Below are 22,980 nucleotides of genomic sequence, written 5' to 3' on the forward strand. Positions count from 1 at the left end.
CTTATTTCCCTTTTGACATTGCTTCACCACCAATATGACCAGTTTCCAAGTGCCTTTTCTCTGGCACGAGTTGCATACGCCCCCTATCTTGATGATGATGCCAAGTATAACCTGGTATTTTCGCCTTACCTGATTGTATCGCTTCTAATTGCTCTGTTGTGAATTTGGAGGTATTAACCTGGCCGCGCCGGATGGCTTCTGCTAAATCTTGCGTAGCTAATTTCATCTGACCCGTATAATCGGCAGCCTGAAATTGACGCGAGTTAATTTTAGTGTCATAAGCTAAGAATTTATCAAAAATAGGAAATCCTTTACTGTCAAAGGGAACTCCTGTTTTCGGGTGGGATTGCCCCGCCAACTTCACATTGCGGGCATTGCTCGGTGGAACCGTAGCCGACACCACATTCTCAGCGCCATACCTTCTTTCCAGCTTAGCTCGAATCTGTCGAGAATCATAAGGCAAATCAGCCCCTTTGCGAGCCTGATCCATTGCGGCCTTCATCTTCTCCGTATCTTTGGCGGCTTTGGCTGCCTGATAAGCTTTCTCGGCCTGATGGACTTTTTTCGCCGCATCCCCGTAGAGCGGAACCATCCCTAGCGTAGCAAAGAAATAGTCGCCTTTGGTCTGCGCTTCCGCAAAGCCTTTGATATCGCCGATAACGGGAATGAAATCAACCAGAAAGCCGATGGCCTGCCACTGTTCGGCTTTGTGCTTTTTATAAGCTGCCGGGTCGGTTTCAAGCAGTTTTTGTTCTTTACGCCATTGGGAGAATGAGGCACCGACATCATTATTCTCCACCGCATTCTGCCCCGCCACGGCACCGATTTGCGCGTTCAATGCCGCTCCGCCGTCTCCGGTGGCGCCGACGATGGCCGCAATCACGCCGGTGGCGGCTTTGATGTCTTCTTTAATCTGCTCGGGTAAAAGGTTGGGGTTGAATTCGCCCGTTTGCGGATCGATGGCGGTTTTTCCGTCATGGTACTGCTGGGTCAGGTACTGCGCCGCTTTTTCGGCGGCAACGGCGGCACCGCCGCCGCTTAACGGGTCACCGCCGTTGATGTAGGCCAGTGTTGCACCCAAGAGGAAGTGGCCGGCCAGTTGGGCGGTTTCGTTTTGGTTTGCGCCGTGGCCGAAGGTGTTGCCGATGGCGGCTGCGGCATAGGGCGACAGGGTGTTGGCGGCGGTTTGCAGGTTGCTTTGGCCGCCGAGTATGCCGGTAACCAGCGTGGTGCCGGCGTTCGCTGCGCGGGATTTGCTGCCGCCGATGCCCCAGTTTCGCGCTTCGGTGTCGGCTTTGCGGTAGGCTTCTGACCCGCTGATTAAGACGGCTTGGCGTTCGCTCTCGCCCAGTTTGGCAAAGGCTTCGTAGCTGCCGTCTTTGCGCGCTTTCAGACGGCCTTCAAACTCTGCTTGGGCTTGGGCTTTGTCTTCGGCGGCGGCTTTTTGGCGGTTGCTGCTGAAGCTGCGCGCTGCGGAGACGATGTCGGTGGTGGCTTTGGCCACAACCTGCTGTTTCTCCGTAATTTTGGCCAAATCGGGTAGGGCGGCAACAGCTCTGTGCGCGCTGCTGCTGTCGCTGTGGATGCCCAGTTCCTGTACGGTGGTGTCTTTACCGGCTATATTCAGACGGCCTTCGCTTAAGGCGGCGTAGGTGGTGCTGCCGTCGCTGCCTTTTTCATATTGCGGTAAAGAAGGGCTGAAGCTGCTGCCGCCGGTGTAGCCCGGTTCCTTGTCGGGGTTTTTGCCGTAGCCGCCGCTTAAGCCGATATTCGTTGCCTGGTAGCTGCTTTGGTTTTGGATGTTTTCAAAGGTGAAGCGCTTGGCGGTCAGCTCGTTTTGCTCTTTAGGCGCAGTAGCGGCAATGGCGCCGCCTTTGAGGTGGACGCTGTCGGCGTTGATATGATAGCCGCCGTCGCCGGCAAAAAGGCCGGATTGGGTGGAAACGGCGCGGCGGCTGCCGGCGGCTTGGCTTTGGCTGAAGCTGCCCGAGGCTTCCCAGGCGGTGCCGAAGGAAACCTGGGCGCGTATGCTGGCGCCGCTTTGTTGGTTGTTCTGCTCGATATGGTCTCGGACGCTTTCGATGTTCAGACGGCCGCCCACATCGGCATCGATGCGGTGTGCGGTGGCGGTGGCGCCTTTGAGGGTGGTGTCGCCTTTGCTGGCCAAGCGGATGTTGCCGGCTTTCAGGGTGGTGTGGTCGTGGGTTTGGGCAAGGTAGCGGTTGCTGCCTTTGCTGCCGCCTGCTTCGCCATAGGCGTAGACACCGGTTTGCGCGCCTGCGGAAACGCCTACGCCGACCGACGCGCCGAAATTGCTGTTTTTGCCCCGGGCGCTTCGGGCGGATTGGCCGGATTCGAGAATCAGGTCTTGGGCGGAATCCAGGCTCAGGGTGCCGGCGGCTTCGGCACGGGTGTGCTGCAGTCGGATGCCGCCTTCGGTGGAGCGGATATTGAGGTTGCCGCCGGCATTCAGCATGTTGCCCAGGCTTTGGCTTTGGCTCTGCTCTTGGCTGCTGTTGGCGGTTTTGAAGCCCAAGCCCGCTTCGGCCTTCACCAATGCGCCGCCGCCGGCGGCGGTGTGGTAGGCGGAATAAGCCTGTGCGCCGGCGGCCAGGGTTTGCAGTGCCTGCGTGCGCCTGCCGGCTTTGCCCTCCACCGCGGCTTGGGCGGCATCGGCCAAATCGATCAGCGGCGACGATACTTTGGCAAAGGTGCCGATTTTGACATCGCGCCCGGCTTGACGGCTGCTGCCGAGGTTGTGGCCGGCCAATACGTCAACGCTTTTTGCGGTGATATTGAGGTCTTTGGCCGCCGATACGGCGGCAGCCTGCTGGGTGTAGTTGCCTTGGGCCTGAATGTTGACATGGCCGCCCAAGCTGCCGACTTGTGATTTGACCTGCTCGACTTGGCTGCTGTTGCTGTCTTGGCGGTTTTTCATCCAACCGGCGAAGTGTTCGGTATCGGAAACCACTGCGGTGCCGATGCCGCGGCCGGTTTGGCTCTCGGATTGGTTTTGGCTGTTTTGGGCGGGGCGGATATTGATGTGGCGGCCTGAAATCAGCGCGACATCGTTTTGGGCGGCGATGCTGCTGCCGATAATGTCGATATCGGCTTTCTGCGTCTGCAATACGGCACCCCCGCCGGCAGACAGCTGCGTGCCGGTGGCGGCATCGAGGCTGCCTTGTGCCCGGCTGCGGTCGTTGAAGGTGCCTGCCGGAACGGCTTCGCGGTTATCGATGCTGAAGCCGCTGCGTTTGCGCCCGCCGCTTTGGGCGGCCGTATCGCGGGCAAAGCCCAATTCGATGCTTTCCGTAGCAGAGAGCAGGGCATTGCCTTCGGCGGCCAGTTTCGCGCCTTCGCTCTTGATATGGCCGTCGGTGGCAATGATGTTCAAATCGCCCTGTGCGGATACCGAAGTCACGACAGCCTGAGTGCCTTCGCTATGGCGGCTTTCGCCGGTTTTTTGGCGGCCGGCGGTGAAGACTGCGGGAGTAAGGGCGGCATAAACGGCCTTGCCGGCGGCATCGCCGCGCTGCAGGGCTTGGCCGACAACGGAACCGCTGTAACCGCCGCCCTGCATATGGCGGCCGTAACCGGCTTTCGCGGCTTCAAACGGATTGACGGTAATGCCGACCGACACGCCTGATTGCTTGGCATCCATACGGCTGTCACTTTGCGATGCGGTGTGCGCGGCATTGAGCGACACATTGCGGCCTTGCAGGGTCATATCGCCGCCGGTAGCCAAGATAGCAGCTTCGGTGGTCAGATTGTTGCCCGCAATAATGGCAGTGTCGCCAAAAATGCTGCCGACTTGGGAAACGGTGAGACTGGTGGAAGCATCATCTTGATTGAGTTTCTGCGATGATTTACCCGCGCCGACACTGAGCACACCGTCTTTAAAGCCGCCGCTCAAACCGGAGCGTTTGCGCTCGTGTAATTCATGATCGGTATAGGTGTTTTCAGCAGCGGTGAGGTTCACATTATTCCCGGCCTTCAACAGGGTGCGGCCGTCTGAAACGATGTTGCTGCCGCGCACGTTGATGTCCGCTCCGGCAACAACCGCCACTTCTTTGCCCTCGATGGTGCTGCCTGCTGCTTCATCGTGCCGGCGGCGGTATTGGTCGAGGCCGGTTTTGTTGGAAACAAGGCCGCGCGATTTGCTGTAAACCGATTCGCTCAAATCCAGCGTTTTGCGGCCTTCGCCGATGTCGACGTTGCGGCCGGAGAGGAGGATGCGGCCGTCACTGCTGGCAATATTGCCTTGGCGGACGGTTAAATCTTCTTGGGCGGAAATCAGAATATCGCCTTTCGCACCGAGGGTGGTGCCGGCTTCCCAAGTTTGGGCAACATGGCGGTGGTTTTTAGCGCCCGATTCTCCATGCCTGCTGCGGGATTCGAGCTTGGCAGTGCCCAAACCGATGCGGCCGTCTGAAACGATTCGGGTTCGGCCTTTGGCCGCTTCGTTGCGCAGGTTGGCGGCCACGAAATCGATGCTTTGGTTGGCTTTGAGGCTTAAGAGGCCGTCTGAAGCGTTGCCGACATAAAGCCCGGCGACGCGGTCGATTCGGGTTTGACCGTTGCCCTCGTCGCCGTGGGTGACTGTAGTGGAGGCAACGCGGAGGCGGTCGGCTTCGACGGAGAGGAGGGTGTCGGCGGCAACGGTGCCGCCTTCGATGTTGACGTCTTTGCCGCGCAAACGCACTTTGCCGCCTTGAATGAGGCCGCTGTTTTGGATGTCGGTGGCGGATAAGTCGACAATTTTGCGCCCGGCCAGGGTGCCGCTGTTGACGAGGCTGCCGGCACCTTCCAGCACCAGTTTGCCGGCGCTGATCAAACCGCCGTGGGCGTTGATGTCGCCGGGTTTGACGGTGAGATAGACTTTGGGGGCGAGCACGGTAACGGTGCTGCCGTCAATCAGGGTGAGGGTTTGTTCTTCCAACCAAACGATATCGGAGGTGAGGCGGGCTGCCTGCTCGGGCGACAGGGCGATGCCGGGGGCGAGCTGCTGCCCGCGGGCAAAGGTGATGCCGGCTTCCATCAAGGCTTTGAACTGGGCTTCGTCGTCGGTGTAACCGTCGAGGCGGCGGTAGCCGGTTAAGCGCGCGATTTGCTCGTTTACCAGCTTTTGCTCGTAATAGCCGTCGCCCAGGCGTTTGTGCATTCTGCCCGGGGCGGAGTTGAGGGCATCGAGCAGGTAGTCGCTGGAGAGCCATTGTCTGTAGTCGGTAAAGGCCGGGTCGGTTTCGACCAGATAGGCGGGGTGGGCCGGGTTGACGGCATACAGGCCGGAGGTGGGCAGCCTGATGCCGGTGTTGAGGGTTTTAATAGGCGCGGGGGTGCTGCCGCCGTGGGTAACGGTGGCCGGGGTAAGGTTTGCCTGCTCTGCGGTTGGGGCGGTTCGGGGTAGGGAAGTGCTGTATTCCTGCGTTTGGGCCAATTTCACACCAAAATCAGGATGGCTCTCCGGCGGATTGGGAATAGGGCCGCTTTCTTTGTCGAATTCGATATGACGGCGGCCTCTGGAGCCGTGTCTGTCATAACTGCCGCGTCTCAACATGCCTGTATTGACGGTGCGGACGGTATCTTTATCGGCCAGGTTATCGATGTTGTCTTTGCCGGTAATCATGCCGCCGGCCATAATCATACTGTTATGGTTCAGCCATTTGCCTTCTGCCTGAAGAGCGCCGCCGGTTAAAATTTGTGCCGGACGGCTTTTTACGATTTCCTGCCGGTAAATATTTTGAACATAATCAGCTTGGTAATATTGTTCGACAGCGTATTTGTGCAGCCATTGTTCGGGACGGCCGTCATAATAGATAAAGCCGAAATCATGCCGGCCTGCTTTACGGGTGATCCCGTCTTTACCCACCGTAAAGAAAGGTTCGGCCTCTCCGGCCTTGGTGTAAGAGATAATGTGCCTGCTGCTGTCTAAATATTCGCGGGTCTGGAAATGTTTGTTCAGGTTCTCCAGGGATTTTGCCGCGATTCTTGCGTCTTTACCCGCTTCAACCGTGGCGCCGGCATTCACCAAACGGCCGGCCGTGCCCTGCGCCTGATGCTGCTCATCCAAACTGCCGCCGATACTCAGGCTGCCTTCGCTGGAAAGCCTGCCGCCTTCCTGATTGGTGATCTCTTTTGCCCCCACGGCCAAATGGTTGCGTGCGGCAATGGCGGCGGCTTTGGCTTGGCCGCCGGCTGTTTCTTCCCGGTTCACCAGCTTTTCGGCCGCAATGCCCACCCAATCGCCGTACACACGGCCGGTGCCGGTGTTCAGCACGGTTCCGCCCGCATCCAAAAGCGTCAGGCCGTTGCTGTTGATCAGGCCGCGGTTGGCGATGTTGCGGGCTTTGAGCTGTGTGCCGCTGCCGGATTGGATTTTGCCGGCGGCGGCGTTGTCGATGTGTGCGGCTTGCAAGAACAGGAAACGGCCGCCTTCCAGCGTGCGGCGGTTGGTGAGGCTGCCTCCGGTTGTCAGATGCAGGCCTTCGCCGGCGCGGATGTCTTGTTCGGGGCTGAAGCTGTCTTTGAGCTTGAGCGACAGGATGCGGTTGGCCGCCAGCCCTCCTTGTGCCGCCAGCGTTCTGGCTTGGATGTCGAGGTTTTGCCCGGCCTGGATTTTGCCTGAAGCGTTGTTCAGCGTTAAGGTTTGCTGATTGCTGTCGTGAATCTTGATGTCTTGGGCCGAACCGATCAGGCCGTTTTGGTTATTAAGGCCGTCTGAAACCTTGAGTTCGGTTATTTCACTGCTGTGGATGCTGCCTGAGCTGTTGTCCAGGCGGGCGGCTTCGGCGTTCAGACGGCCGGTGTCGATTCGGCCGTTTTGATTGAACAGGGCAACGGCTTCGATATCGGCCTCTTGGTTTGCGGTGAGCCGGCCGCTGCGGTTGTCCAAGGTTTGAACGGCCGCAACCAAGCGGCCGCCGGATTGCAGAGTGCCTGCGCGGTTGTCGGTGGTGTGGTTGCGGATGGCGAGGGTTTCGGCGGCGCCCAACGTGCCATGTCGGTTGTCCAGGGTTTGCGCGGTAACCCGGGCCTGACGGGCGATGGTTTCGCCTTGGCGGTTGTCCAGCAGGCGGCCGGCGGCGGCCAGCTTGTTCAGATGCAGCCTGCCGGTATTGACCAAACCGTTTGCGGTGTTGACATCCGCGCCGCCGTTGGCGGTGATGCTGCCGCTGTTGTCGAGGCCGTCTGAAACGGTTAAACGGCCTTGGGGCAAAGTAAGCGGCGCGGCGGCGGTGTAGCTTTGAGCAGAACCCGCACCGGCGGCGGTAGAGGGCGCGGCAGGGGCGGCAGGGGAAGCATGGCCGCTGTTGCCGGAAGCCCGGTCTGCGGCGGCATAACCGATCAAACCGCTGTTGTTCAATTTGCCGGCTTCAATGCCGAGGTGTTGCAAACCGGTTTGCGCCATCGTGCCGCTGTTGTTCAGACGGCCGGTTGCGATGTCGAAACGGGCGGCCTGCAGGGTTTTGCGGTTGTCGAGATTCCGCGTGCGGATGTTCAGTTCGCCGGCCGAAACCATGGTGCCGCTGTTGCTTGCTTCGGCTGCCGCCAGCACGGTTCGGCCTTGTGATGACACGGTACCGCGGTTGTCGAACGCAGCGGCTTGAATGTTCACGGCTGCCGCGCCGTTCGGGCTTTGCGTATGGTCAGAGGCGATGATGCTGCCGCTGTTGCCGATTCTGCCGTTGGCACTCAGGGTAATGCCGCCCGCCGCGGCAAAGGCCTGGCCGGCATGATGAACGGCTGCGCCTTTATCCGTTGAAATCAGGGTGATCTTGCCGGCATACATGCCGCCCAGCTGCGCGGTATCGATGGCCGCTGCAGGAGCAGGGCGGCCGTCTGAAACTTTGCTGTGGCTGCCGTCGGCCGCAATGTCGTTGGCGCCCGACACCACTTTCAAATCTTGCGCCCACACGCCGGCGTTGATTTGCGCGGCACGGGCCAGGATGCGGGTATAGTCGGCTCCCGAAGTGTCCAAACCGCCGCCGCCCACGGCAATACCGCCCCCGCGCACCTGCAAACCGGTGAGGCGGCCGTTGTCGAACACCGGTTTGCCCGTGGTGAGCGTTACTCCCGCTGCATTGATAAAGCCCGCACCGTTTACCTGAATACCGGCAGGATTGGCCAATATCACATCGGCACGACGACCCGCCACTTCGATATAGCCGTTCAGCAGCGATGGATTGACGCTGTTCACCTGATTCACAATGACCCGTGCTTCGCCGCGCGCGAGCCACGGATTGCCTGCTATCCAGCCGCCCAGCCGGGTTGGCACACTGCTGCGGCTGTTGTTCAGCAGCGCACCTTTCGCTTGCACATCGAATTGGCGGTATTGGTTCACCGACACGCCCGCCGCGCTCGGAGTTTGAATGTTGACCTGCGGCAGGCCGTTGGCCGTCTGCAAAATGGTGGGTTGTTGGTTTGAAGGTGCCGATTTGTCGGCGGCAATGCCGGCCGCCCAAACCGGTGCAACCGCACCCGCCGCCAGCCACACGGAGAACGCCGCCAGCTGCATTTGGAATTTGGCCGCGCCCGAGAGGCCGTCTGAAACGGCCGCGCCGCCGTCTTGCACGTTTTTGCCGCTGCGGGGGGTGTTTTCGGCAACGGCCACCATCATGCCGCGCTTTTTGTTGAAGATGACTTTGTGGCAGGTTGTGTTCATGGCGGATTCCCGAAGTCAAAAAGCCCTGATGCTGCCGGTTTCGGGCGGCATGGGGTAGGGCGGTGTTCAGAAGCTGTAGTTCAGGTTGAAGCCGAAGGCGGTTTGGGCCGTCTGAAAGCGTTCGGGCTTGTGCAGCGGTTTGGCGGCAAACACATCATAAGCCAACGCACCGCCCGCTTTGGCCTGACCGCGCAGCCCCAATGCCGCGCCGGCCAGGCTTTTGCCGGGCAGGTATGCGGCAGACGGGCCGGATACCCGGCCGCCGTCTACCGCGGCATAAAGCCGGTGGTTCGGAAGATACTGCCAGGATAAATCATTGCGCCAATACCCGCCGCGCTCTGCCGATAAAGTGGTTTCGCCGTCAAAACCGCGCACCGTATAACGGTTGCCGATGGAAATCCTCTCTTGCGGGGTTAAAGGCGTTTTGTTCCATTGGGCATGGAGGTTGCTGTCGAAAGCAAAGTTTTGCCGTCCGATTCGGAAAGGCAGGTTCAATCCGGCATCGGCCGTAATAATCTTCATGCGCGAGGTACCCTCGCCGAAGGCTTCTTCGGGCGCAGACAGGCTGTTGTTGCGCCCCGTGCCGCGTTTGTAACCCAAGCCCAGATTCAACACAGCTTGGCCGATGTATTCCCTGTGCGTCAAAGCGGCCGACCAGCCGGCCGTGCGGCGGTGCTGTACCCCGATTTCGGCATCATCGATAAAACTCTGCGTTTCACGCTGCCACCATTTAAACGCCGCATGGGTTTTACGGCGGGCATCGCGGTACAGCAGACGGCTCACGCCGATATCGCTGTTGCGGCTTTTACCGTTGTAGTCATACACCCGGGTATCGCCGGCAACGGCCTGATGATAGCGGTAATGGCTGTGGTTCCACGACCACAGCCAGTTGCGGAACGGCACCGAATAATGAAAGGCATAACCATCGGTTGCGCCTTTAACCGTATGGCCCTCTGAATCCGTTTGCGCCGAACGCGAGCCCAAATCATGGTGATACGAGGCATAAAACAAATCGCTCAAACCAAACGGATTATCGGCAGAGAAGGTTGCATTGCCCTGATAACGGCCGGTGGCCTTGCTGCCGGAGTCGTCAAAACCCAAAGTCAGACGGTAGGGGGCGGTGCGCTGCCGCCATTTCACCACCACATCGCTCACGTCCGGTTGTTCAGACGGCACGATTTGGATATCCGCCTCGGCAGTCGGCACCCGTTTGAGGTTTTCCAAACCCTGCTCCAAACCGCGCAGGTTCAACAGGCTCTCTGAAGCAGACGGAAACTCGTTTTGAAACGCGGTAATCCGGCCGATATGGGTTTCGGCGGCATGACTTTCATCAAAACGGATGCGGCCGATTTTGCCGGCCAGCACGGTCAATTCCAGTTTGCCGCCGTTCAAGTCCTGCGGTGCGGCCAAAATCCGCGTGGTGGTATAGCCGCGCCCGATCACTGCGTTTTGCGCCAAAGTCATGATATGGTTGATGCCTTGGGCCCCCAAACACATCCCGGGCTTGAAGCCGGACTGCCCAAGGGCTCTGTCCAGTGCAAATTGGAATTTGGCGGCGGAGTCGCCAACCAAAGAAATGTCGCGAACGGGGAAACAGGGCGATTCGTTTTGAGGCAGCTGCAATGAAGAAACCGCCTCTGCGCTGCGTTCTAGGCGCACATCAGGTGCAGGCTGCATCTGCTGCTCGAGTTGGTGCAGACGCTGCTGTTCCTGCCGGGCTTGTTCTTGCTGAATCAGACTGGCCTGCCTTTCGTCAGCCAGTGCGGATGTGCCGGCAGCAGCCAGCAGTGCAAACGGCAGCATCAATGAGCGGTAGCGTGAAAAACGGCGAAAGGCGGACATGCTTGGAACCTGCAAAAAGATATGACCAAGTCATGGTATGGGAATCGGGCGGGGTAAGGCAAAGTTCAGATGACCAAAGGTTGGTTATTTGGATAACCGGCTGCCGGCAGCGGCAGTATGCCTGCTGTTTTTTGAACCGAAACCAATATACCGAATGAAATCCGCCCGGCTTTTATTGGGGAGGGCGGATGGCTTGATCGCCCCCTGGAAAATGTTAATTGCAGAGGGCATGGGTTGGTTGGGTAAGAACAAAGGGCATCAATGAGGACGGTGGGCGAAGGTGGCCGCTATGCGCTGGCTAATCTATAACTGTTTTCAGCTCCGTGTGTCAAGCAAAGTAGCTTTAAACATAGATAAAAAACAGCTTAAATCAGGCCAGTCGTCTTCTTCATCAAATCTCTAACTCCTTGAGTAGTTCAATACGGACGTTGACTCTTTAGATGTTACAGAATGAATACTAATCCAGAACAAAAATAAGATGTACTCCCATAGCAATCCGGGATTCCAAAATAGGCATTTACAAAAATCCAGTTATTAGCAGAAGAACTTTTTTCTCCCCATAGTCCCAATTAGGGGAATGAAGATCTATTGCGACTTTATCAAGCATTTTTTTGTTTTTCAATATTTTCAAAACCATCTTTACTTAATATGCTTTTATTGCTACTTGGATTTTCTCTAAAAGCCATAAAGAAAAATATAAGGGGCTGACGTAGATTAGCAATCATGACATGCTGCTAAAATGAAGATAACAAACTGTAAATTAATCAAAAAAAGCACAGAAGACACTACTCAGATATTTTGTGCTGAAAGTTACCGCCCGTTCGGCTGCCGATGTCTTGGGTATCCGGCCCAACACCGCCATACTCTTTTACCGCAAAATCCGCCTCGTCATCAGCCGTCATTCGGCCTTGGAGGCCGATCAGGTTTTTGAAGGTTCCGTAGAGTCAGATGAGCGCTGCTCCGGCGGTAAGCGCAAAGGAAAACGCGGCACAGGAGCCGCAGGCAAAGTGGTGGTTTTCGGTATCCTCAAACATGGCGGCAAGGTTTATACCGTGGTCGTGGATAACGCCAAAAAAGAGAGTTTGTTGCCTGTTATTGCGAAGAAAATCATGCCGGACAGTGTGGTGTATACCGACAGTTTAAGCAGCGATGATGTCCTGGATGTCGGCGGTTTTCACCACCATAGGATTAACCACGGCAAGACATTTGCCCAGAGACAAAACCACATCAACGGCATTGGGAATTTTTGGAATCAGGCCAAGCGTGTGCTACGCAAATACAACGGAATCGACCGGAAGTCTTTTCCCCTATTCTTGAAAGAATGCGGGTTTCGTTTTAACTTTGGCACACCAAGTGAGCAGTTGAAAATCTTGCGGGATTGGTGTGGTATTTAGGGCTAAGCTACTTCAGCCTCTTTTCAGGCACGAAATATACCGCTGCCAAAGCGGGCAAAAAGACCTGTTATACGGCAGCATAGAGGTTGATGAAAGCTATTTTGGTGCCAAACGGCAGCGCGGTTTCCATGGCAAGTCAAAGCGTGGCAGAGGAACGCTTAAACAACCCGTCTTTGGTATTTTCGAAAGAGACGGCAGGGTTTATACCGAAATCGTTCCTGATTGTAAAAAGAAAACACTTCAAGCTGTTATATTGGGAAAGGTCTCTCTGGAGGGTGTTGTTTATTCTGATAGCCGGCGCGGTTACAGCGGCCTGGTCGATGCGGGCTACTCTAAACATTTGCGCGTTAATCACGGACAAAATGAGTTTGCGGATGGTACCGGGCACATCAATGGTATTGAAAGCTTCCGGAGTTTTACCAAACGAAGGCCCGCCAAATTCAACGGCGTAACCAAAAACTTTGATTTGCACCTGAAGGAATGCGGATGGCGATGGAACCGAAACTCTGATGAACTGGGTCACCAACTTTGGAGGCTTTTAAAGTAAATTTATATAAAGCTGCTAGTCTAGAGCCTTATTTATTATTTATTGTTTATGTAAAATTTCTGTGAATACAGGATCGGCAGCTTTAAATTAAGTTGCAAACAGGAATAATTGCTATTAACATGCCAGGCCATGAAAAATGAACGTATCCTAACCTCCGCCACGTTCGCGCTGGTGGTTTTTTTACATATGGGTCTGATGGTTTGGCTGTGGCAGGGCAGGCCGCCGAAGCAGATCGAGATGACGACTATCGAATTCATCGATCTGGGTATGTTTGGCGGCGGCGACGGCCAAACAGAGGGGGCAGGTGCGCCTGCGCCGGAAACGGCTCCTCCGCTGAAATCCGAACCCAGGCCGGAGCCGGCCAAGCCCAAAGAAAAGCCCAAACCCAAGCCCACACCGGCCGAGCCGCCCAAGGCTGAATTGAAGCCCGTCATCACCCCAAAAAACCAAGCCGATATCCGTCAAAACAAAGAAACGCCCAAGCCTAAGCCGGTTGAAAAAACCAAACCGGAGCCGGTGGAAAAGCCCGTAGAAAAACCGGTTGAGAAACTGGCAGAAAAGGTGGCGGAAAAACCTGCCGCCGCTCCGGTTGAAAAACCGGCGGCAGAATCGGACAAAGCCGCAGCGGCAGGCTCCGCCAGAGAGAAAAACGGAGGGGGAGACGGAAGCGGTTATGCCAAAATACAAGGTAAAGGGAGCGGCTCGGGCAGCGGCGAAGGCCGTGGAACGGGCAGCGGCTCGGGCAGCGGCAGCAAAAGCGGCGACGGGCACGGAGCAGGAGGCGGCAGCGGTGCCGGCAGCAGCCGCAGCAATCCCGAAAAAGGAACGTGCGCACTCCCGCAGCCTACGGACAAAGATTACCCGCAATTATCGTTGGAAAACGGAGAAGAAGGCGCGGTAAATTTTGTGATAGAAGTTTCCCCCAGCAACCAAGTGATGAGTGTCAAAGTTACCAAAGGAAGCGGTTTTGCAGGGCTGGACAGGGCGGCGGTGAAGTATATAAAGAGAAAATACTCTTGCGATTCAAAAGGCAGGTGGTACCAGTTCAGCGGGCGGCTTGCATACCAACTTCAATAGAGATATTCGGGCAGTGTCCGGAGTCGGGCCGTCTGAACGCCGAAACAGCCGGGCAGGCAGGTTTTTTGATTAATCTTTCATATTTGGAATAAACAGCAATGAATTTAGGATTGGTTTTTGAATCAGGCGATTATGTGTTGATCAGCGTGTTTTTGCTGCTGGTTTTGATGAGCATCGCAACGTGGACGGTGATTGTGGTGCGCGCCGTCAAGCTCAGCAGGGCTAAAAAAGGCAATGCCGCCGTGAAACCGATGATTTGGAACGCCAAATCGTTAAGCGAAGCCGTTGCGCAGGCCAAAACGGTGGAGGCGCCGATGAGCGCGCTCACTCTCGATGCCGTGCGTGCCCGCGAGAGCTACAACCTGCATAAAGACCGCCAAATCGCCGCCGCCGTGCCGCTGAACGAATATCTCGTGCGCCAAATCCGCAACAGCATGAGCCAGCGCCTGCGCCCGTTTGACAGTGGCCTGACCGCGCTGGCCTCTATCGGCGCCACCGCCCCGTTTATCGGCCTTTTCGGCACGGTTTGGGGCATTTACCACGCCTTAATCAACATCAGCAAAAGCGGCCAGATGAGTATAGCCGCCGTGGCCGGCCCCATCGGCGAGGCATTGGTGGCCACCGCCGCCGGTCTGTTTGTGGCGATTCCCGCCGTGTTGGCCTACAACTTCCTGGTGCGTGGCAACAAAACGCTGGCGCAGGATATGGACGCGTTCGCCCACGATTTTCATGTCCAACTGTTAAACCACAAGGATTAAACGATGGCATTCGGTTCGATGAATTCCGGTGACGATACGCCGATGGCCGACATCAACGTTACCCCGTTGGTAGATGTGATGCTGGTGTTGCTGATTGTGTTTATGATCACCATGCCCGTGCTTACCCACTCGATTCCGCTGCAACTGCCTACCGCATCGGAAAACATCAAGCAGGAAACCCAGCCCAAAGAGCCGCTGCGGCTGAGCATTGATGCCGATGGGGCTTATGTGCTCGGTGCGGAGTCCACAACCAAACTGGGTTTGGAAGAGATTACCGAGCAGCTCAAACAGGCCAAAGCCGAAAACGCCGATTTAATCGTGGCCATCGCTGCCGACAAACGCGTGGAATATGATTCGGTTGCCCAAGCGCTGCACTCCGCCAGAGAAGCCGGCATCAGCAAAATCGGCTTCATCACCGAAACCGATTCGGGCAGATAGCGTGTGTGAAAACGTTCGGGCCGTCTGAAAATATTTTCCCATAAGGAAACTTTTCAGACGGCCTTATATATTGCACCCCAACAAAAGGGGTGTATTTTTACATTATACCCCTTGACAAATCGGAACAACAGAATTTTTCAGGGGTCTGAAATGTCATCAGCCTACTACACCGTAACACCCGAACCCGAACTTTTCCCCAAATCCTACATCGTCCGCATTTTTAAAGACGACAATCCGAGCCGTACTGTCTGTTTTCCTATCTGCAATCCTCTGAACCGTGTCAAAACCGTCAATCAGGCTTGCGAATACGGGCGTTTGGCCGTGCGCCAAATCATGGATAGGGAGTCTGCCGAATGATTAGCCAAGACAAAGCAAAAAAAGCGCGTGAAGCCGTATTTGGTGGCGGCGGCTTTGCGACGCGCCAAAGGCGGCTTCATGCGCCGGTATGGCGCCCCCCTTATCTAACAGGGGGGGGAGCAGAAACGGCAGCGGCCGTAAGCGCGGAGCAGGAAGCGTTTGAAAAATACACCCACTTTCTGACCGATTCCAAAGGCCGTCTGCTGGAAATTCCGTTAAGACGCGGTAAGGCAGATTCTGCCTTTATCGACCAAATCAGTTTTTCAATCCACGAAGATACTTTGTCGCTGCTGGCCGGTTATCCGCTCGTTTCCGATGATGAATATATTGTCCGTGCATCAATGGCGTTAAACGATATTTTCGGCTTCGGCATTACCGAAAAAGCCAAACATACGGGTGGGCGTTTCTATGATTCCTGCTGGCTGATGGGAACCGATAACGCCCAATACGGGCGCGTCCACTTCGGCGGCCAAAACAACACCATGCTGATAGAGCTTACCGCCACCGGCTGCAATGCCGCTTCAGACGGCTGGGAATCCCGCCTTTACCGGTTCATCACCCAAGCCGTTCGCCCGAAGATTACCCGCATCGATATTGCCAAAGACTTTTTCAACGGCGAATACACGCCCGAACAGGCCAAAGCCGACCGGCTGGCGGGCAAGTTCACCAATCACCGCATGATGCCCGATGGCGAATCGGTCGGTACCGATTGGGAATCCAACAACGGCAAGGGCAAAACCTACTATGTCGGCTCGCGCGAATCGTCCAAATACGTTCGCGTGTATGAAAAAGGCAAACAGTTGGGCGACAAACAAAGCCCGTGGGTGCGTTTTGAAATCGAATTCAAAGCCAAAGATATTGTTATTCCCTTTGAAGTGCTGACCGTGCCGGGCGAATACTTCGGCGGGGCCTATCCCATTTGTTCACAGTTTCAAGAGAAAGCCCAACGGATTGAAACCGTTAAAAAGGTACTCGATCTGACTTTCGAACGCTGTATTGAAGTCGCCCGAAACCAAGTCGGGCGCGCTATCAATGCCGCCAAATCCATGTTTCCGAACAAACAGCCTGCCGAAATACTGGCTATGTTCGAACCCGAACACGATTTATTGCCCAAGCGTTTGAGTATGGAAAACTACGCGGCCAAATTCAATCACGCACCCGCCGTTCATGAAGATGAAGGCCGTCTGAAACCGGGTGAATCCGCCCAAATGCTGGTTGAAATGGCATTGGAACAGAAACGCAAAATGACCAAGCTGATTTCAGACAAGCACGAAGAAGATTATTTGGCTTGGGCGTATCACCAATATTCCGGCAAGTTTTAAAAGGCAGAACGCTGCCGCCTGAAAGTGCAGTGTATTTATGAAAGGAAAACCATCATGCAGATGCAGATTCAAGGTCAAATTATGGGTGTAAAGCGCTTCAACGGCCAAATAGACGGCAAAACCTTTGATTACTGCCGCGTTATCGTCTCCACCCCGCTTGATGCGAGTCAGGGCAACGCTTTAGGCAGCTCGGCATCGGAATACGACTACGGCGGCTCTATTAACTTTGAACAGTTCAAAGGCGCATCATTTCCCTTTGAAGCCGATTTAAACGTTGAGCTGGTAACCAACGGCAAAAGCCAAAAACTGAAAATCATCGGTTTTCGGCCAAGAACACAAAGCAAAGGTTAAACCATGACGATAACCCGCGTTTATGTAGTGCAGTCTCGGGAAACAGGGGATTTCCTATACCCGTCTGATACGGGTGATGTGGGTCATACGCCGTTTATCAACCAAGCGGGCTTTTTCTTCGACAGAAACGAAGCCGTGGAAACCGCATTAGAAGAGATAGGCGACAACTTTATCGTCTTTGGTTTTATGACTGAAATGTAAAAGATTCAGGCTCGGCGGGCGGTCTGACTGCCTTTAAAAGCCCGCGCACACTTTTTTAACTCACTTAAAGGAAATATCATGAAAGCAATGAATATTGCCCGTAAATATGGCGCAAAAACTGCCGTTGCCGTGCCAATGGGTGTTTTGCCCGCTTTGGCAATGGCCGAAGTTCCCGAAGCCATTACTACGGCTCTCTCTACTGCCCGTTCAGATGCCTTGCAGGTTGGCGGTATCGTTTTGGGCATCATCGCTGTGATTTTTGCCCTGATGCCGGGCTGTGCCGTTTTGCCGAAATGATATGTTTTCTTGTAATAGGTCTCGCTTCAATATCGGCGGCTTATATCATGTTTTCAGGTCTCAAAAAGGATTAAACAATGCCTGCATTCCTTATTCCCGCGCTCGGCTTAACTTTCGTAACCTACGGCGGCTATATGGTCGGATTGAACTGGCTGAAAGAATACATCGTTACCCATTTTGAAAACATGCCCTCCGCCGTATTCCGGCTTGTCATCATGGCAGGTTTCGGTCATGCACTCGGTATCATTTTTTGGGCTTATGTGTTCAATATCACAATGGCAGGCATAAACAAACTTTCCTTCATGCCTAGTGGCGGGAATGGTAAATGATTATTCTGCAAACAGGCGTTCCCGGTTCGGGCAAAACCGCATCAATCGTGAATATGTTGCTGTCCGATGAATCCTATACCCACTTTACCGACAAAGACGGTCAAAAGAAAAAAACGCCCGCTTTTTATCAACGGTATTCCCGAATTGGCCATAGAACATCAGGAGCTTTCAGACGGCCAAATCAAAGAGCAAGGATTACAAGACTTTCTGCCCTACGGCCCGCTCGTTATCATAGACGAAGCGCAAAGATTAATGGGAACCCGCTCGGCTGCTTCAAAAGTTCCTGAGTTCATCGAAAAGCTGGCGCTTCACCGTCATCACGGCCTTGATATCGTGCTGATAACGTAACATCCCAGCTTTCTTGATTCGTTCGTGCGTAAACTGGTTCAGCGACATATGCATATCAGCATCAAACCCGTTGGCCGAAAACTTTATGAATGGAACGAATGCGTTGATCAGCCCGATAATGCAACCAATATTGCCCGCGCCATCGAAAGAAGTTTTGTGCTGCCAAAAAAAGCATTCGGCCGGTACAAATCGGCGGAAGTACACACCAAGCCTAAACGGCGCATTCCCAAAAGCCTAGTGTTTCTTATAATCTTTCTGCCGCTGCTGATCGGTTTCACCGCCTATACTGTAATCAAGATGGGCAAACGCTATTCAGGACAAAGCGAAGATATTCAGGCTGCCGCCGTTTCTGCTGAATCCCTCGCATCACCGCCCCCGTCTGCCGAATATTCCACATCGGCGCAAGGCCGAAGCCTCACACCTGATTTATATGTGCCTACGCTGGCCGAAAAGCCCGAAAGCAAGCCCCTTTATGATAGTGTGCGGCAGGTAAAAACCTTTGAGCGCGTGGCCGCCTGTATTTCGGGTGGTGATAGCGGCTGTACCTGTTATTCGGATCAGGCTACGCCGCTGAAAGAAGTAAGCACCGAAATGTGCAAAGACTACGTTAAAAACGGCCTGCCGTTCAATCCCTACAAAGACACCGCAAACGCCCCATACACGCCGTCTGAAACCGCGCAAGGGGGTAGCCCTGCATCAGGCGGAGAAGTGCCGGTAATGGGCGGAAAAAGCCTGCCAAACCTGATGTATGACGGCTATGTCGAAGCAGGAGAACAGTTCAGGCCGTGAAACCGCAAAAAGGCCGTCTGAAAACGATTCAGACGGCCTTTGTTTGGCGGGTCTCGCTATTGACTAATCAGCATCAACACCGCTAAAATAAACCGCGTGTCAATATTGACCGTTAAAAGCAGTTTTCCCTTAGCGAAGAGTATTTTAAACTGCATTTTAAGCCTTTCAAAGTTGTTAAACGATGACGGGCAATGCCAAAATCCCCGCGCCAACGGGGATTTTTGCTATTCCCCGCCCTGCTTGGTTCAAATTGTCAATCATTCAAAATCAAATCATAACGTTTCCTTTCCGTTTCAGTTGTTTAAATCGCGTGGCCGTTTGCTTGATCACAAACATTATTAATATCTTCCTCTCTGCTTGTTTCTCTGCTCTGCCCCCGCGCCTCTAGGTGGTTTCGGTTCGGGCGGGGAAAAATGTCTAGTGAAGCTGTATGAATACCCCTTGCAGGATTTTTTATACCCTTTTCAAATCGCATCAAACCCACGGCCGATGCGGCGCAAGATAAGATAAAAAAAACCAGCGCAACGGGTTAGTTCCGCTAACGTTTGGCAGATGAAACAAACCCGATTAAAATTTCCCTGCGGCCCGGATTAGCTGCCCGCACCGCAAAGCCCCGACTTCGCAAGTACGGCCGATGTTCAAAACATGTCCCAAAGATTGAAGCGGGGGCTTACCCCAATCATCAAGCTTGAACACTATCTAAGGCGCAAAGCCCGCATTGATAAGGTAAAACACCATGTACTTGGGAATAGACGTGAGCAAAGTAACCATAGACTGCCGTCTGATTTCAGACGGCTTTTTTTACGAACACCGATTCGGAAACAGCCCCACAGGTTAAGCCGAGCTGAAAGCATGCTAAACGGCCATAACGCCAACCCAAGCCTGCACTGCTGCTGCGAAGCAACGGGAACCTGCTATAGACCGCCGGCCGAATATCTCAACAGCCATTACAAAATGAGCGTGGACAACCCAAGAAAAATAAAAGGCTTCGCAAACGCCGTATTGCAAAGAAGCAAAACCGACAAACAAGACGCAAAACTCATCGCCCGCTACTGCAAGGCCATGAACCCCGAAACATGGCAGCCGCAGCCGTCCGAACAAAAACAGCTTCAGGAACTGACCCGCTATATAGCTCGCATCAAAAAACAACGGGCGGCAGAACTGACCAAGTATCAAACAGCCCCCGATTACTTGAAACGGCACATAAAGGCAACGATAGACTACTTGAGCCGCTATTTGCAGACGCTTAAAAAAGACTTGCAGAGCTTTTACAAAGCCAATCCCGATTACGACAAAAACCGCCAACGCCTGAAAACCATCACAGGCATAGGCGAAAACACCGCCGCCGTTTTGCTCTCGACCATAACATCACGCTTTGATACCGCTGCCCAACTGGCCGCCTATTTCGGTTTGGGTCCAAAACGGCATCAGCCGGGAACAAGCGTAAACGGCAAAGAACGGATTTCAAAGGTAGGCAAGTCCGACTTAAGGGCAGCCCTATACATGCCCGCATTGGCCGCCTACCGCATGAACGCCTTTCCCGCCTTTATCGGCCGTCTGAAAGCCGGGAAAAAACCGCCGAAACTCATCTATTGTTGCAATTATGCGAAAGCTGGTAACCATCGCTTTCTACATTTTGAAAAACCAAACAGAATACGACAAAACCCGTTGCGGATTAACAACATAAATTAACAATGCCAAACAGGCAAATGCCCCGCAAAAGCAGGGCACGGCTTGATTGTTGCCGAAAGAATACATCAACGGCATTGACACTTTCACACACTATCTTTGGTTGTTTTGTGTCCGGCTTGTTCTGCTATGGCGCGGCCGCGCGGTATGTTGGTGCCGCTCCGGCCGCATGCCTTTATTTGCTCCGTGCGGCAGTTTGTAAACCTGCCTGCCCCGCGTAGCAAAGGCCGTCTGAAAAAGTTTTCAGGCGGCCTTTGTGTATTCTTCATTTTGAGGCATCGGCAGAATCGAAAAAAACACCGCAAGCAGTTTATCTGCCTTATTTTCGTGCAGGTGGAAGCCCGATATCCGGCATCTCGGTATGTGTTTGATCGATGCTTCAATCTTTCTGCCCGGATATCCGCCTGCACGGGGCGCGGCGGGCTTGCGGAGCTCATCACGGTATTCGGTTTTTCAGACGGCACTCCAACCGGCATTCAGGTGTTTGGCAAAGGCTTTGGGCCGTCTGAAAACAGGGGCAGGCATCATCAGCCGGCATACCCTCCAATCAAGGCAGGCCGCAGGAAATCATACAGACAGCGTAAAGCCGTTTTTGCCGCTGTTTCAGTGCGTCCTGCCCAACCTTTCGCTTTGGTCGGGGCGCGGCAGCAATGCAATGTAAACAAAGTGGGTTCGTTATCCATTACACGGGGTGGAACACGGCGCCGCATCAAGCCTTTTCCAGTAGCGGACGGCCGCGGATAAGCGCGCGGACAACCGTACGGTTGGGCGAGAGCGCGCTGCGCAGGCGTTGTGGCAGCGGGTTGGGCAGGCCGAGAATGCCGGCCGCAACGGCGGCGGCGCACACGGGGGCGGTGGCCAGGCCGCGGCTGCCGTGGGCGGTGTTGATGTAGGCACCCGGCAGATAGGGGCAGGGTGTGCAGATGCGGTAGTTTTTATCGAGCGCAAGTTTGGCATAGGCCTGCTGCATGGCGCAGATGTCGCCGAGCGCGCCTGCCAACGGCAGATGGTCGGGGCTGTCGCAGCGCAGGGCGGCATGGCCCTGTAAGGGGGCGGGGCGGTCGCAGCGGGTTTCAGACGGCCTGTTTGGGTTTCGGCCGTCTGAAAATAAATTTTCGGCCAGTGTGCTATCCAGTTTGCGCAGGGTGAGACGGTTGGCTTCGGCATCGCCGGCGCGCCATTCGCAACCGGTGTCGTGCTGGATAAAGGTGGCACCGAAACAGTGCACGCCCTGCCAGGCAGGGCTGATGTAGCCGGCGGCGGAAAGGGCGCAGCGCAGCGCGGCGGAATAGGGCGTGGCGGCCGCCAAATCGGTTTGGCCGCGAATCAGGCGGTAGGGCAGTGCCGACACATCGGGCAGGGCGGCGAGCGGGCTGTGCGCGCCCATGCAAAAAACAATATGGCTGCCCTGAAAAGCGCGCCCGCCGGAGGTTTCTACCTGCCATGTGCCGTTGCGGTATTCTGTCGAGCACACGGCGGTGTGACTGTAAAGCTCAATCAGAGGGTGGTCGAGCAGGGCGTGTACCAGCGCGGGCGGGTTCAGCCATACGCCCTGCGGCCAATAAAGCGCGCTTTGGGCAACAGGGATGCCGGCCAGCCGCGAAGCGGTTTCGGCGGATACGGCGCGGTAGAGATGGGCGTGGTGGGTTTGTGCTGCCAGCGCCTGATTGCGGCGGGTTTCCTCATCGTTATGGTCGAGATGGAGCACGCCGTTTCCGCCCCAGTTTGCGCGCGCGGGCAGCAGATCTTCGAGCAGGCGGCGGGTGTGGCCGTAGCCGCACAGCAATAATTCGGTCTGCCCGGTGTGGTGCGGCGAAATCTTGGCATACAGCAGCCCTTGCCGGTTGCCCGATGCGGCACCGGCCGGCGCAGCAGCTTCGAGCACGGTAACGGGCAGGCCGTGTTGTGCCAGCGCGCGGGCGGTAGCCGCGCCGGCAATGCCTGCGCCGATAACGATGGCGCGGGTGGGGGTGTGCCGTTTGGGCGGCGCAAACCACGGCTTGAGCTGCGGCAGCGGCAGTTGCGGCACGGCTTCGGTCTGCCATTGCACGGGTTGCGGAAAATGCTCGCCGAGACGGCACGCAGCTTCGGGCGGCATCAGCCATAAATGCACGCCCGGCAGAATGTCGCCCAGCGCATTGGCGGTGTTGAACTGAATGCAGCCGAGTTTGGCTTCGACAGCCTGAAGCAACGCTTTTTCGAGCGCAGAGGGGTTTTCAGACGGCCTGAAGGCAGGGAAGCTCCGGTCGGGCAGGCACACAACCAAATAAAGCGGCCTGCCGTGCTGCGCAACGGTGCGGGTAAGACAGGCGGCAGCGGGCGGGCGGTTCCAGGCAAGGCAGATCATCTTAAAGAGGCCGTCTGAAAAAAAGAAGCCGTGATTTTAACACGCGCGGGTGTGCGGGCTGCCCAAGCGGGATGGAAAAGCTGTTAAAATCGGGCAGGGCTGCCGCACGGGCAGGCGGTGCGGCCCGCTGTTTGCAGTATGTGCGGCACGGTATACCGCCCGCGCCGCGCCTTTACTTTATAGGTTGCAGAGTCTGCGCGGCTGCCGTTGCCGGCACGGTGGTTTCGGGCGC

The 22,980-nt window shown here is 55.5% G+C and carries 16 protein-coding genes and 3 pseudogenes; 15 read left to right on the forward strand and 4 right to left on the reverse strand.

What is annotated here, in order from left to right:
- Window position 1 precedes the first annotated feature (1 nt).
- From H7A79_RS01180 to H7A79_RS01190, 3 genes are all read right to left on the reverse strand, one after another.
- A complete protein-coding gene (locus H7A79_RS01180) occupies window positions 2-8,662 on the reverse strand; it encodes a two-partner secretion domain-containing protein (RefSeq protein ID WP_187000803.1) in 8,661 nt (2,886 codons plus the stop codon).
- Window positions 8,663-8,728: 66 nt separating this feature from the next.
- A complete protein-coding gene (locus tag H7A79_RS01185; RefSeq protein WP_246408007.1) occupies window positions 8,729-10,504 on the reverse strand; it encodes a ShlB/FhaC/HecB family hemolysin secretion/activation protein in 1,776 nt (591 codons plus the stop codon).
- Between the two features lie 599 nt (window positions 10,505-11,103).
- Window positions 11,104-11,229 (reverse strand): hypothetical protein, encoded by a 126-nt coding sequence (locus H7A79_RS01190; protein WP_255518803.1) that lies wholly within the window; start codon window positions 11,227-11,229, stop codon window positions 11,104-11,106.
- A gap of 14 nt (window positions 11,230-11,243) precedes the next feature.
- On the opposite strand from H7A79_RS01190, the pseudogene H7A79_RS01195 reads away from it, so the two are divergent.
- From H7A79_RS01195 to H7A79_RS01265, 15 genes and pseudogenes are all read left to right on the forward strand, one after another.
- Window positions 11,244-11,898 (forward strand): annotated as a pseudogene (locus H7A79_RS01195) (IS1595 family transposase).
- A 19-nt stretch (window positions 11,899-11,917) separates the two neighbouring features.
- Window positions 11,918-12,445 (forward strand): annotated as a pseudogene (locus H7A79_RS01200) (IS1595 family transposase); the annotation flags it as partial.
- Window positions 12,446-12,574: 129 nt separating this feature from the next.
- Complete coding sequence (locus H7A79_RS01205) at window positions 12,575-13,522, forward strand: TonB family protein (protein WP_187000805.1); 948 nt, start codon at window positions 12,575-12,577, stop codon at window positions 13,520-13,522.
- A 98-nt stretch (window positions 13,523-13,620) separates the two neighbouring features.
- On the forward strand, window positions 13,621-14,280 hold the full coding sequence (locus tag H7A79_RS01210) for a MotA/TolQ/ExbB proton channel family protein (protein WP_187000806.1): 660 nt from the start codon (window positions 13,621-13,623) through the stop codon (window positions 14,278-14,280).
- Between the two features lie 3 nt (window positions 14,281-14,283).
- The gene (locus H7A79_RS01215) at window positions 14,284-14,718 is read left to right on the forward strand and encodes an ExbD/TolR family protein (protein WP_187000807.1); all 435 of its coding nucleotides are present in this window, start codon (window positions 14,284-14,286) and stop codon (window positions 14,716-14,718) included.
- Window positions 14,719-14,868: 150 nt separating this feature from the next.
- Window positions 14,869-15,075 (forward strand): hypothetical protein, encoded by a 207-nt coding sequence (locus tag H7A79_RS01220; protein ID WP_187000808.1) that lies wholly within the window; start codon window positions 14,869-14,871, stop codon window positions 15,073-15,075.
- A complete protein-coding gene (locus H7A79_RS01225; RefSeq protein WP_187000621.1) occupies window positions 15,072-16,397 on the forward strand; it encodes a replication initiation factor domain-containing protein in 1,326 nt (441 codons plus the stop codon). Before H7A79_RS01220 ends, H7A79_RS01225 begins: the two co-directional genes overlap by 4 nt.
- Window positions 16,398-16,451: 54 nt before the next feature.
- A complete protein-coding gene (locus H7A79_RS01230) occupies window positions 16,452-16,748 on the forward strand; it encodes a hypothetical protein (protein ID WP_187000622.1) in 297 nt (98 codons plus the stop codon).
- Window positions 16,749-16,751: 3 nt separating this feature from the next.
- The gene (locus H7A79_RS01235) at window positions 16,752-16,949 is read left to right on the forward strand and encodes a hypothetical protein (protein ID WP_434968539.1); all 198 of its coding nucleotides are present in this window, start codon (window positions 16,752-16,754) and stop codon (window positions 16,947-16,949) included.
- A 78-nt stretch (window positions 16,950-17,027) separates the two neighbouring features.
- Window positions 17,028-17,246, forward strand: a complete 219-nt coding sequence (locus H7A79_RS01240) for a major capsid protein (protein ID WP_187000623.1) — start codon at window positions 17,028-17,030, stop codon at window positions 17,244-17,246.
- Complete coding sequence (locus H7A79_RS01245) at window positions 17,243-17,320, forward strand: hypothetical protein (protein WP_353663637.1); 78 nt, start codon at window positions 17,243-17,245, stop codon at window positions 17,318-17,320. The genes H7A79_RS01240 and H7A79_RS01245 overlap by 4 nt, the downstream gene beginning before the upstream one ends.
- A gap of 3 nt (window positions 17,321-17,323) precedes the next feature.
- The gene (locus H7A79_RS01250) at window positions 17,324-17,575 is read left to right on the forward strand and encodes a DUF2523 family protein (protein ID WP_187000624.1); all 252 of its coding nucleotides are present in this window, start codon (window positions 17,324-17,326) and stop codon (window positions 17,573-17,575) included.
- A 144-nt stretch (window positions 17,576-17,719) separates the two neighbouring features.
- Window positions 17,720-17,923: a zonular occludens toxin domain-containing protein gene (locus H7A79_RS01255; protein ID WP_246407983.1), complete on the forward strand. Its 204-nt coding sequence runs from the start codon at window positions 17,720-17,722 to the stop codon at window positions 17,921-17,923.
- Window positions 17,924-17,971: 48 nt separating this feature from the next.
- A complete protein-coding gene (locus tag H7A79_RS01260; protein ID WP_246407985.1) occupies window positions 17,972-18,712 on the forward strand; it encodes a hypothetical protein in 741 nt (246 codons plus the stop codon).
- Between the two features lie 736 nt (window positions 18,713-19,448).
- Window positions 19,449-20,399 (forward strand): annotated as a pseudogene (locus H7A79_RS01265) (IS110 family RNA-guided transposase).
- Between the two features lie 711 nt (window positions 20,400-21,110).
- On the opposite strand, the gene mnmC1 reads toward H7A79_RS01265, so the two are convergent.
- The gene (gene mnmC1, locus H7A79_RS01270) at window positions 21,111-22,748 is read right to left on the reverse strand and encodes an FAD-dependent 5-carboxymethylaminomethyl-2-thiouridine(34) oxidoreductase MnmC1 (RefSeq protein ID WP_187000809.1); all 1,638 of its coding nucleotides are present in this window, start codon (window positions 22,746-22,748) and stop codon (window positions 21,111-21,113) included.
- Window positions 22,749-22,980 lie beyond the last annotated feature (232 nt).

It is taken from the genome of Neisseria musculi, from assembly GCF_014297595.2.
GTDB classification, from domain to species: Bacteria; Pseudomonadota; Gammaproteobacteria; order Burkholderiales; family Neisseriaceae; genus Neisseria; species Neisseria musculi.

What these genes read in the sequence shown, in the direction of transcription:
- H7A79_RS01180 (WP_187000803.1), bottom strand. Translation starts at nt 8,662, where the DNA reads ATGAACACAACCTGCCACAAAGTCATCTTCAACAAAAAGCGCGGCATG.
- H7A79_RS01185 (WP_246408007.1), bottom strand. Translation starts at nt 10,504, where the DNA reads ATGTCCGCCTTTCGCCGTTTTTCACGCTACCGCTCATTGATGCTGCCG.
- H7A79_RS01190 (WP_255518803.1), bottom strand. Translation starts at nt 11,229, where the DNA reads ATGATTGCTAATCTACGTCAGCCCCTTATATTTTTCTTTATGGCTTTT.
- H7A79_RS01205 (WP_187000805.1), top strand. Translation starts at nt 12,575, where the DNA reads ATGAAAAATGAACGTATCCTAACCTCCGCCACGTTCGCGCTGGTGGTT.
- H7A79_RS01210 (WP_187000806.1), top strand. Translation starts at nt 13,621, where the DNA reads ATGAATTTAGGATTGGTTTTTGAATCAGGCGATTATGTGTTGATCAGC.
- H7A79_RS01215 (WP_187000807.1), top strand. Translation starts at nt 14,284, where the DNA reads ATGGCATTCGGTTCGATGAATTCCGGTGACGATACGCCGATGGCCGAC.
- H7A79_RS01220 (WP_187000808.1), top strand. Translation starts at nt 14,869, where the DNA reads ATGTCATCAGCCTACTACACCGTAACACCCGAACCCGAACTTTTCCCC.
- H7A79_RS01225 (WP_187000621.1), top strand. Translation starts at nt 15,072, where the DNA reads ATGATTAGCCAAGACAAAGCAAAAAAAGCGCGTGAAGCCGTATTTGGT.
- H7A79_RS01230 (WP_187000622.1), top strand. Translation starts at nt 16,452, where the DNA reads ATGCAGATGCAGATTCAAGGTCAAATTATGGGTGTAAAGCGCTTCAAC.
- H7A79_RS01235 (WP_434968539.1), top strand. Translation starts at nt 16,752, where the DNA reads ATGACGATAACCCGCGTTTATGTAGTGCAGTCTCGGGAAACAGGGGAT.
- H7A79_RS01240 (WP_187000623.1), top strand. Translation starts at nt 17,028, where the DNA reads ATGAAAGCAATGAATATTGCCCGTAAATATGGCGCAAAAACTGCCGTT.
- H7A79_RS01245 (WP_353663637.1), top strand. Translation starts at nt 17,243, where the DNA reads ATGATATGTTTTCTTGTAATAGGTCTCGCTTCAATATCGGCGGCTTAT.
- H7A79_RS01250 (WP_187000624.1), top strand. Translation starts at nt 17,324, where the DNA reads ATGCCTGCATTCCTTATTCCCGCGCTCGGCTTAACTTTCGTAACCTAC.
- H7A79_RS01260 (WP_246407985.1), top strand. Translation starts at nt 17,972, where the DNA reads ATGCATATCAGCATCAAACCCGTTGGCCGAAAACTTTATGAATGGAAC.
- mnmC1 (WP_187000809.1), bottom strand. Translation starts at nt 22,748, where the DNA reads ATGATCTGCCTTGCCTGGAACCGCCCGCCCGCTGCCGCCTGTCTTACC.